Annotated in this window: 10 protein-coding genes; 6 read left to right on the forward strand and 4 right to left on the reverse strand. The window is 71.0% G+C overall.

Going from position 1 to position 9552, the window contains the following annotated elements; genetic code table 11:
* The coding region (locus tag FGW31_RS07875; protein WP_459179159.1) for a sigma-70 family RNA polymerase sigma factor family protein at nucleotides 1-413 on the forward strand (413 nt) is incomplete at its 5' end.
* 235 nt (nucleotides 414-648) lie between these two features.
* The gene (locus FGW31_RS07880; RefSeq protein WP_142192655.1) at nucleotides 649-1230 is read left to right on the forward strand and encodes a hypothetical protein; all 582 of its coding nucleotides are present in this window, start codon (nucleotides 649-651) and stop codon (nucleotides 1228-1230) included.
* Nucleotides 1231-1439: 209 nt separating this feature from the next.
* Here the strand turns inward: FGW31_RS07880 and FGW31_RS07885 are convergent, their stop codons facing one another.
* Nucleotides 1440-2738, reverse strand: coding sequence for a DUF1479 domain-containing protein (locus FGW31_RS07885; RefSeq protein WP_142192656.1), 1299 nt, complete (start codon nucleotides 2736-2738; stop codon nucleotides 1440-1442).
* 89 nt (nucleotides 2739-2827) lie between these two features.
* Here FGW31_RS07885 and FGW31_RS07890 point away from each other — a divergent pair, with 89 nt between their 5' ends.
* Nucleotides 2828-3964 (forward strand): ROK family transcriptional regulator, encoded by a 1137-nt coding sequence (locus tag FGW31_RS07890; protein ID WP_142192657.1) that lies wholly within the window; start codon nucleotides 2828-2830, stop codon nucleotides 3962-3964.
* A 665-nt stretch (nucleotides 3965-4629) separates the two neighbouring features.
* On the forward strand, nucleotides 4630-5199 hold the full coding sequence (locus FGW31_RS07895; RefSeq protein WP_142192658.1) for a hypothetical protein: 570 nt from the start codon (nucleotides 4630-4632) through the stop codon (nucleotides 5197-5199).
* A gap of 356 nt (nucleotides 5200-5555) precedes the next feature.
* Here the strand turns inward: FGW31_RS07895 and FGW31_RS07905 are convergent, their stop codons facing one another.
* A complete protein-coding gene (locus FGW31_RS07905; protein WP_142192659.1) occupies nucleotides 5556-6164 on the reverse strand; it encodes a DUF5994 family protein in 609 nt (202 codons plus the stop codon).
* A 399-nt stretch (nucleotides 6165-6563) separates the two neighbouring features.
* Between FGW31_RS07905 and FGW31_RS07910 the strand changes: the two genes are divergently transcribed.
* A complete protein-coding gene (locus tag FGW31_RS07910) occupies nucleotides 6564-6827 on the forward strand; it encodes a PH domain-containing protein (protein ID WP_142192783.1) in 264 nt (87 codons plus the stop codon).
* 254 nt (nucleotides 6828-7081) lie between these two features.
* Nucleotides 7082-7654 (forward strand): DUF5994 family protein, encoded by a 573-nt coding sequence (locus tag FGW31_RS07915; RefSeq protein ID WP_220450357.1) that lies wholly within the window; start codon nucleotides 7082-7084, stop codon nucleotides 7652-7654.
* Here FGW31_RS07915 and FGW31_RS07920 read toward each other — a convergent pair.
* Nucleotides 7644-8369 (reverse strand): glycoside hydrolase family 11 protein, encoded by a 726-nt coding sequence (locus tag FGW31_RS07920; RefSeq protein WP_142192660.1) that lies wholly within the window; start codon nucleotides 8367-8369, stop codon nucleotides 7644-7646. The genes FGW31_RS07915 and FGW31_RS07920 overlap by 11 nt on opposite strands.
* Before the next feature lie 549 nt (nucleotides 8370-8918).
* Nucleotides 8919-9539, reverse strand: a complete 621-nt coding sequence (locus FGW31_RS07925) for a hypothetical protein (RefSeq protein ID WP_142192661.1) — start codon at nucleotides 9537-9539, stop codon at nucleotides 8919-8921.
* Nucleotides 9540-9552: the final 13 nt, after the last annotated feature.

Raw genomic sequence — 9552 nt, forward strand, 5'->3', positions numbered from 1 at the left:
GCAGGGTCGTCGAGGAGTTCCTCTCGGCCGCCACCTCGGGCCGCGTCGAACGGCTGGTGGTGCTGCTCACCGACGACGCGACCGCGATCTCCGACGGCGCCGGCCTGACCGAGACGCTGCTGCGGTTCGACACCCCGCAGCGCATCGCCGCCGTCGCACGGGCCGGCTTCAAACCCACAGCGGCGAAACGGCGATTCGCCGGCGGCACGCCAGCCATGCACTACGCGCTCGTCAACGGCGCCCCCGCCGTCCTCGTCGTGGTCGGCGACCAGGTCGTCGGTGCCGTGACGTTCGACATCGTCCACGACCGGATCGCCACCGTGCGCGGCATCGCCGCCCCCACCCGCCTGGCCCGCCTCGCCGCAGCCTGGCGGCAGCAGGAACCGGACACACCGCTCATCGCCCGGTGGTGACCGGCACCGCAAACGCGTCGCGGATCCGCGTCCCCGTCCCCGTCCCCCGGAGTTCACGCGTGCGTGCGTCACATCTGGAATGGAGAATTTCCGTACGCCCGTGTTTCCGCCTCAACGCGCCCGGATTCCGGCGTCGAAAACACGCCACGGCACTTACCTATGGGTAAGTGGCGGAGTGGTTCCGCCGTGAGCGAAGCCGTCACGGGAAATCCCGGCCGCCTACAGCATGGGGGGAATGACAAACATGTGGCCCGAACTCGTCACCGAAGCAACCGATTTCAGCACTTCCGTTCTCGACAAATGCGCGGACCAGGACTGGTTACGTCCTGCCGGAGAGCTGGAGTGGAGCTGCTACCAGACGATTTCCCATCTCTCACAGGCCGTGTTCGGCTACGCGGGCCTGCTCATCGCCCAGCCCGTCGACCGTTGGATCGGCCTGCGCATCTCCGTGGACGACGGCACACCGCCCGAACTTGCTGTCGAGGGCCTTCACATCGGAGGCACGCTGCTCGCGTCCACGATCCGCACGACCGGCCCCGAGGTCCGGGCGTTCCACCCCTGGGGCACCGCCGACGCCGCCGGGTTCGGTGCCATGGGCGTAGTGGAAGTCCTCCTGCACAGCCGGGACATCGCCCAGACCTTCGGCGTGGAACAGCCCCTGCCGGACGAGCTCTGCCGGCCCACCGTCGAGCGGCTGTTCCCCGACGCGCCGTCCGGGTTCCGGCCGGCCGAGACCCTGCTGTGGTGTACCGGGAGGGCAGCGCTGCCCGGTCTGGGACGGCAGACGGACTGGCGCTGGTACGCGGACGTCCGCTGAGCGAGCGGCCACGGCACCGTCGAGGCGAGCGGTAGGACGAGTGGCCCTGCCGGGCACGGGGCGCACCGGCCGGCCGTCCGTCACCGTCGGACACGACCGAGAGGCCGTACGTACGGGTGCCCGTGCGTACGGCAGTGAACAGGCCCGCAGGATCCGTTGAGCCGGATCGTGCGGGCCCGTTCGGTCACGTCCCGTGCGCGGTCCGGTCGTCAGGCGAGGCCCAGGCCGCGGCGGCCGGTGTCGTTGAGGTCGTCGAGCGTGAAGCGGCCGTTCCAGGTGCGCTCGTAGTGCTCGGCGGGGAAGTCGCTGGGGCTGGAACCGGTCAGGAACGCTTCGCGGACCTCGTGCGCATAGCGCTCGTTGCGGGCGCACCAGGGCGCGGCGGGGATGTACATGACATTGCCCCAGCCCTGCTGGTTCTCCACGGGGGCGACGCTGTGGATCATGTCGCAGTGCCACCACACGGAGTCGCCGGCCCGGACGTCGGGGATGGGGCTCAGCGCCCGGTACAGCGCCGGGTGCCAGCGTTTGGTGACGGGGAAGACCTGGTTGGTGCGCACCCCGCACATCGAGTCCTCGGGAACGTCGGGGAGCAGCGGGCGCAGCAGCAGGTACACCATGATCTCGGGGATCGGGACGGTGTGCAGCACGCCCTGGTCGGCGTCCATGTCCGACAGGGCGGTCCAGCCCTGGAAGGTGCGGAAGGCCGAGCACATGGTCGTACCCGGGTACTGCGGGCCGGTGGTGCGGTGGGCGGCGTCCCACGGGTCGTAGGACTCCACGGAGCCGTCGAACACGTGCCGGAACGCCTTCTGGTACTCCTGCGTCATCCACAGGTCGAGCGTGCCCGGGTCGCAGTGGGTGCCGAGGCCCGCGGAGTCCGTGCCCGGCGGGCGGCGCCGGATGCGGTCCGGGTAGAGCGCGTCACGGTCCGGGTCGAACCACCGGGTGCCGTCCTCGGAGGTGTGGCGCCACAACGAGTTCAGGAACGACTGGACGGTGGACATCCGCTCGGACTGGCGGGCCTGCATCTGGGCCTTGGACCAGTAGACGGGGTAGATCTCCGGCTTGGATCCGACGCTGCCGAAGAAGTCGTCGCCCGGGCCGGTGTAGTTCTCGAAGAACTCGTTGCGCTCGACGTAGTCGACGATGTCGGCGTCCCAGGCCAGGGCCTGTTCCCGGGGGAAGTGGCCGCGCACGACCAGGCAGCCGCGCCGGGCGAGCTTGGCGAGTTCCTCGGGTGTCACGGTGCCGGAGCTGATCGCGTCGTAGTCGAGGACCGGCCAGACCTGCTCGCCTCGGGCGCGGTCGGCCTCGATCTCCTCGATGCGCGCCTCGATCCGGCGTTCGGCGGCGGCGAAGACTTCCGCCACCGTGCGGCCGGAGGCTTCGATCCTGGCCCGCAGGGCGGGCTTGATGGCGCGGATGGCGGCCCCGAGGTCGTCCGGGGTCTCGTCCCAGTGCGGCAGGGGCGGAGGGGTGTGCTGCGGCTCAGCGGCGAGCGTCATCGCCCGACTCCTTTAGTGAGGACTCCTTACTAAACCCTACGCTAGGGCGGCCTCCCGATTTAGGCAAGAGCCCTTACTAGACTGTGTGCATGGCACCGCCGAAACCTTCGCTGGAGATGCTGCGCGGCCTGACCGACGAGAACGTCCTGCGCGCCCTGATGACCCACCCCCGGCTGACGCGCGCGGAGATCGCGGCCCACACGGGGATCTCCAAACCCACGATCTCCGACAGCGTCCAGCGCCTCACCGCCGCCGGTCTCCTCGCCGACACGGGAGAGCGCACCGCCGGACGCGGACGCGTGGGCACCTACTACGCCCTCGCACCGGACACCGGCACCGCCCTGGTCGCCGCCATCACCCCCTACGGCGTGCGGGCCGAGGCGGTCGACGCGCACGGCACGGTCCGGGAACAGGCGCACATCCCTCTCGGACGCAGCGACGGGCCGGAACGGGCCGCGGCCGCCCTCGCGGGCGCCGCGGCAGACCTCGGCAGCCGCACCCCCGGCGCCCTCCGGACCGCCGTCGTCAGCGCCGCCGACCCCGTCGACCGCACCACCGGCCGGCTAGTCCAGCTTCCCGACGCGCCCTTCCTCGTCGGCGAACTCGACCCGCCCGCCCTCCTGGCGCCCCACGTCCGGGGAACGGTGCTGGTCGACAACGACGTCAACTGGGCCGCCCGCGCCGAACGCGACCACGGATGCGCCGCCGGCGTCGACGACTTCGTCTACCTCCACCTCGGTCAGGGCCTCGGCTGCGCGGTCGTCAACGACGGCCAGGTGCGCCGCGGTCACCACGGCCTGGCCGGAGAGATCGCGCACCTCTACACGGTGGGCCCCGACGACACCGCGATGCATTTCACCGACGTCTTCGCGGCCCTCGGCCTGCGCCACCCGCACTCGACCGCCATCGACACCGACACCCTCGTCGCCCGGCTGACCGCCGCGGGCGAGCAGGCGCGGCGACTGCGCACGGTCCTGGCCCGCGCCGTCACCGGCGTCCTCGCCGCAGCGGTCTCCCTGACCGACCCCAGCATGATCGTCATCGGCGGCGAATGGGGAACCCAGCCCGCCATCACCGCCACCGTCGCCGAACACTTCGCCCGGACACCGCGCCCCGTCCCGGTCACCGCCGCCGTCCTCACCTCACCCGCATTGGACGGTGCCCGTACCCGAGCCGTGGAAGAACTGCGCTCCCTCATCGTCCGCGCCGCCGGCCGGCGGAATTGACCGCCGAACGCGCCGCAGAACGGGCCGGCGCACCCTGCGGACGGGCCGACCGCCCCCGCGCTCGTCGTACCGAGGCGCGCGGTGACGAAGCGCCTCGCGCGACGAGCAGTCATCAGCGATCACACGACACCGACGCGCCAAGGTCCCCCGCGCCACCGGTGCGCGAGCGCATCATGCGGGACGCTGCGAGAGTCCCATGGGCTCGTGTCCGGACCGCGGCCCTCCCGCACCGTCCGCGCAGGGTCCGCAGTACGGGCGTGCCACCCGCGTCCGCCTGACCACCGGGCCGCCCGGACCGCGGGGTTCAGAAGGCAGACACGCCGAACCGCGACATCATGACGCGTTCACGGTCGCGTCGCGCGTCCTTCGCGCACCTCCCCTACCGATCCCGGCGTCCACCCCCGCCCGCCGAGCCGATACACCTCAGGCCGGCCCGCGCGGCGGACGTCTCACCACCGCGGAAGTCGTGGCGCCCGACGGCCGGTCCACCGAACCGGCCCGACGACGCTCCCTCCACCGGAAAGGGCTCGCCGTCGGCGTGCATGCGTGCCACACCCGTCCGGCTCAGCCGTGATGGCGGTGGGGCCGGAGTCGAACGAGGGTGGGACAGTGCTCGACGTCTCCGTCGGCATGCGCCCCGGTTCGCTGTGTGAAGGAGCACCATCATGTCCGAACGAAACACCCTCATCCGCAGCCTGCACGATGTGGGTCTGGCCGCCTGGTTCGGCGGCTCGCTGATGGGCGCGGTCGGCCTCAACGGTGCGGCCAAGGACGTAGGCGGACATGAGGCGACCAGCGATCGGATCTCTGCGTCGGGATGGGCGAAGTGGGTTCCGGTCAACGCCGCCGCCATCGGCGCGCATCTGTTCGGTGGCGGCGGGCTGCTCGCCGTGAACGCCCACCGCGTCGCCGCCCAGCAGGGAGTGGCCGCCTCCACCGTGGCCAAGACCGTCGTCACCGCCGCGGCCCTGGCCGCCACCGCCTACGCCCGTGGCCTGGGCAAGAAGGTCGAGCTGGCCACCTCCGCGGACCCGCAGGACGCCGAGAAGGCGCAGAAGCATCCCATCGACCTCGACAAGGCGCGGCGGCAGCTGGCCTACGCGCAGTGGGCGGTGCCGGCGCTGACCGGATGCCTGGTGGTGCTCAACGCCCTGCACGGCGAGCAGCAGCGTCCCGCCGAGCAGGTTCCCGGCATGTGGGAGCGGGCCCGTTCCGCGACCCACTTCATGTCGTAGGGCCCTGCCGGCAGCCGGGTACCGGGTCCGGGTCCGGCGGGTGCGCTGCGGTCACCGGTCGACGGACGGCCGACTCCACGGCATCGGCCTCTTGTGGGTGCGGCGTCGTGGCCGCAGCCGTCCGCGTCCGCCGGCCCGGCGGTCCCCGCGTTCGCCGGTGCCGCTCGCCGCGACCGCCCTGCCGCGCACCCTGCGCCCGGACGTCGGCGCCGTACCCGGAACAGCGGTGCCGAGGGGACCGTAGTGGAAGGCGGCAGCACGGCTGCCGTGTTGGGAGTTGAGCCGATGGATGAGAAGGACACCCACGGCTGTCAGCGCAAGGAGCACGATCACCGTCACGACGACGCCCATGGTTCTCACGCCCTGCTCAGCTGGTTCGCGATCGCAGCGGTGAGAGTGCGGGCCCGTGCGGACGCGGCCGGAACACCGGCTTCCCGTCCGCCTTCGGACTCCCGGACCGCTTCCATGATCCGGTCTCCTCCGGCGACCGACCGCGGACGCGGGGCATCCGCCATCAGCCGGCTCGCGGTCTCGGTGCGCCGCGGGTCGCTTGCGGCGCTCATCAGCCAGGCGGCCGGGACAGGGTCCGTCTCCGGGGGAACGACCAGCAGGTTCCAGCGACCCACGTGGTACGACAACAGCAGCAGCTCGTGCGGGTCCTGCTCGGCCCGGAACCAGCCGACCTTCACCATGTGCCCGCCGACGGGCACCTTGCGCGGTACGACGGGCCACCGGGCGGGGTTTACCGTGATCCGGGTGATCCGTCCCCACAAGGGATCGAGCACCGCCGCCAGTGCGGGCAGTTCGGCGTGGAGGTCACGCGTACGCGGCCACCATGCGCCGTCCAGCAGTGCCGGCGCGCAGCCCGCGGGGGCCAGGGAGAGGCGCGGAGGGGGCGCGGAGAGCCGGCCTTCGGATGTCGTCGGGCCTTCGAATGTCGTCGGGCGGAAAATGGTCGCAGTCATGACGCGGACCTTGCCTCGAGCCGATCACAACCGGCCCGGCGTATTGGATCGCCGAAAACGACACAGGCGTGGAAACCGGTGTTCGAAGAATCCTCGGTACTCCTCAGCGTACTCCTCGGATCGCCCGAGTGGCCGGTTCGTCCATGGACCGCCCCTGTCGAGGCCGTGGCGTCCTCCTCGCTCACGTCCTGTCCGACGATCCTCGGCGATGGATCCCGCGACCCGTCGGTCACGGTGACGGCCGAGGATCCGGGTGGCAGACGTGGTGTTGCGGCACGGGCGACGCCCCGCCATGGCGGGGCGTGCCGTCCGCCGTGGCCGAGGGCCGGGAGGTGGCACGGCGAAGTAGGGTGATCGGTGCCCTGGTCCAGCCGCATCGAGCCGCACTGTGAGGTCTGCATGGAACCCCAGGAAGCACCCTCGGCCGGTTACGCCGAGGTTCACATCGTCGCCGCGTCGCCCGAGACCGCCCGGCAGGTGGCGGAGGTTCTCCGGCGTTGCTTCGCCGCCACCGAACAGCGCAGCTATCCGGCGGGCGGCGAGGGTGGCGGGACCCGTCTGGAACTCACCGTGGACACCACCCGCGCAGCGGAACCGGCACGCTCGTGGCTGGAGTCCAGCCGGCGGACCGGACACGCCGGCCAGGAGACCGGGCGGAACTGATCTTCCGCCGGCCGCGTGTCAGGACGGCGTACCGGCCTCGACCCGGCACGGGTCCGATCCGGGCCGCGCCTCTTCCTCGTCGCGACGCGGCGGCCAGGTGCACCGCTCGCGCCGTTCGGCGACGACGCCGGGGAGTAGCCTGGAGCTGTCGGGTGCTTCAGCACACCGGTTCCACTGCCGGTCTCGTTCCCGACGCCACCACCGGACGGACCGCCCGCGGGCGCAGGTCCGGAGACAGGTTCCGCTCCGTGTCCATGGACATCGCGTCTTCCCCGCCGCACACCGAGCCTTTCCGGGCTCCTTCCGTGCGCCTCGCCCTGCGCGCTGTCGGTCTTTTGTCCCGGCCGGTCGGGGTGGACGGCGCCTGGTGGCCCCGCACTCGCGAGCTGACGCGTGAACTGGCCGAACTGGCCGACGTGCTCGATCCCTTGTGGGGACGGATCACCCATGTCGCCGTCAACCCCCGCCACTGGCCGGCCGTCCGGCGTGGCACGCTCGTCGTCAACGAGCACGAGGTGACGGTCGACTGGTTCGCTTCGCACCTCAATCCGCACAGGATCCTGCTGCGGTCCTACACCGCGGGCCATTGGGACCTCCTGGTGGTTCCCCCGCAGACCCCTGCCGCGGCGGCCGCCCGGCTGATGGCCGCTGCGAGCGCGACATCCGGAGACGACGCATCCGGCGCAACCGAACTCGCCGACGGGAGGAGGGGCTGGTTGTCGAACCGGTCGGCCCATCCCGCGGTGGCGAGTGCGCCACGGTTGCGGGACCCGTCACGAGGACGGAGCCCGCAACCGGTCGTTCGCCGGACGGAGGTCAGCCGCTGACCGTGATGTTCGAGCTGCCGCTGCTCTGGTAACCCTCGGTCGCCATGATCATGTAGTACCTGAACTGGCCCAGGTTCATGCCCGCGCGCGCCCAGGCGTCGAAGTGGTTGCCGGTGGTGATGGTGCCGGAGCCACTGGTCACCTTCGACTGCCGGACGCTCCAGTACTGGTCGAAGGTGCGGGTGCCCTCGACGGAGGGGGCGTTGTAGCGCGTCGTCTTGTAGATGTCGTACGTGCCGCCGTCGCTGTAGACGGTGCCCCGGTGCTCGCCGGTGGGCCGGTAGCTGCCCCAGTTGTCGACGATGTAGTACTCCACCAGCGGGTTCGACGTCCAGCCGTAGAGGCAGCCGTAGCCGTTGCCCGACGGGTTGAAGTAGCCGGTGTAGCGGACCGTCCTGCGCCCGCCGGTGTTCCAGCCCTTGCCGGCGACGAAGTTGCCGCAGTTGGTCCACCGGGTGCTGTAACTGCCGCCGCCGTTGAGCGTCATGGAGACGGAGCCGCCGCCGTCGGTCCAGAACGAGTAGTACATGCCGTCGTACCCGGTCTGGTTGGTGGTGATGGTGGTGGCGGCGTGGGCGGTGCTGGGCAGCAGCAGTCCGGACGCGGTGGCGAGCGCGACCGTGCCGGCGCCGCCGAGGAAGCCTCGTCGGCTCAAGCCGCTGAAGGGAGCGGGGTTCTGCTGGATCTGGTCCTGCTGCGTGCCGTTCTGCTGCATGCGTCCTCCCGATGAAGGCTGGTGGGGGCGGGCGGCTTCTGCTGCCCGCGGCCTTGCATGGAACACGGCGGGGTCGCCCGTCGTCGTGCCGCAACGACCGACCGCCGTCCCCGGTCAGCTGGCGCGAGGGGAACGACGGTCTCCTGTCGTTCGGTGGCCACAGTTTTCGTAGAGCGCCATGACCCTGTCAATACTTTCGACAGCCTTTCGGAAACACTTTCCTCACCAGAAGAGGACTTGGCGAGTGCATCTTCGCAGGTCACGCCACCTCTTACGCGAACCGTCGCTAGGGATGGAATGGGATGAGGAAGGGACGCACCGCAAGCATGTGCGTGACCTTCGAAACTTTCGAGAAGGGTGTGGACGCGACTGCGGCGGCCCCTGGAGAATCCGTCAGCCTGCTACGCGCTACGCGGCCCCGCACACCGTCGACCCTTCGAAGGACGGCCGGCGTCCGCGTTCCGCGGAGCGGACGCAGCCTGATCAGAACGCCGACGGGACGCTTCGAACGTGTCGAAGCGTCCCGTCTTCTTCAGGGCGGTGGCTCGGTCAGCGGCCGTACGATCCGGCGTACGGATCAGGCTTGCCCGTCCACGGATCGAGCCCCTGCTCCAGCCGCCGCTGGTACTCGCTCACCGTGAGGAAGACCGCCGAGCCCCGTCCCCACAACGAGAGGTCGCCGAGCGGGCACTCGTCGAACTCCGCGCGCAGCAACCGGGTCAGGAACTCCACCATGCCGCAGTCGTAACGGCTCCACAGACCCTCGTCCCGGTCCAGCACCAGCACCGGCCAGGCGTCGGGGTCCGTACCGGAGGCGTCCCAGCACAGGATGTCCGCGCTGGAGTCCGCACCCCAGGCGATCAGCCGCGGGCTCGACCCCGCCAGCTCCGGCGACTTCGACGCGAGGGCCCAGGACCGCTCGGCGTTGGCCGTCTCGTGCTGCATGCCGCCGAACTGCGAGCGCCGCGGTCCGCCCCGGGGCTCCGGGTCCTGGACGACCAGATAGCTCTGGACCGTCCCCGGCCCGTACACCTCCATGAACCGCCGGTAGTCGGCGGGGAACTCCGTGCCCCACGACTCCCGCATCCGGTCCCAGTCGACCGTGAGGTCCGGTTCGAGCGCGGGTGGCATGAGCTGCTGGAGCGCCTGCCACTCGGGCGTTTCAGTCACGTGCTCCTCCTTC

Source organism: Streptomyces calvus (genome assembly GCF_006782915.1).
Classification (GTDB): Bacteria; Actinomycetota; Actinomycetes; order Streptomycetales; family Streptomycetaceae; genus Streptomyces; species Streptomyces calvus.

Coding starts and splice junctions, on each gene's coding strand:
- FGW31_RS07915 (WP_220450357.1), top strand. CDS start 7,082: ATGGACATCGCGTCTTCCCCGCCGCACACCGAGCCTTTCCGGGCTCCT.
- FGW31_RS07905 (WP_142192659.1), bottom strand. CDS start 6,164: ATGACTGCGACCATTTTCCGCCCGACGACATTCGAAGGCCCGACGACA.
- FGW31_RS07880 (WP_142192655.1), top strand. CDS start 649: ATGACAAACATGTGGCCCGAACTCGTCACCGAAGCAACCGATTTCAGC.
- FGW31_RS07890 (WP_142192657.1), top strand. CDS start 2,828: ATGGCACCGCCGAAACCTTCGCTGGAGATGCTGCGCGGCCTGACCGAC.
- FGW31_RS07920 (WP_142192660.1), bottom strand. CDS start 8,369: ATGCAGCAGAACGGCACGCAGCAGGACCAGATCCAGCAGAACCCCGCT.
- FGW31_RS07910 (WP_142192783.1), top strand. CDS start 6,564: ATGGAACCCCAGGAAGCACCCTCGGCCGGTTACGCCGAGGTTCACATC.
- FGW31_RS07895 (WP_142192658.1), top strand. CDS start 4,630: ATGTCCGAACGAAACACCCTCATCCGCAGCCTGCACGATGTGGGTCTG.
- FGW31_RS07885 (WP_142192656.1), bottom strand. CDS start 2,738: ATGACGCTCGCCGCTGAGCCGCAGCACACCCCTCCGCCCCTGCCGCAC.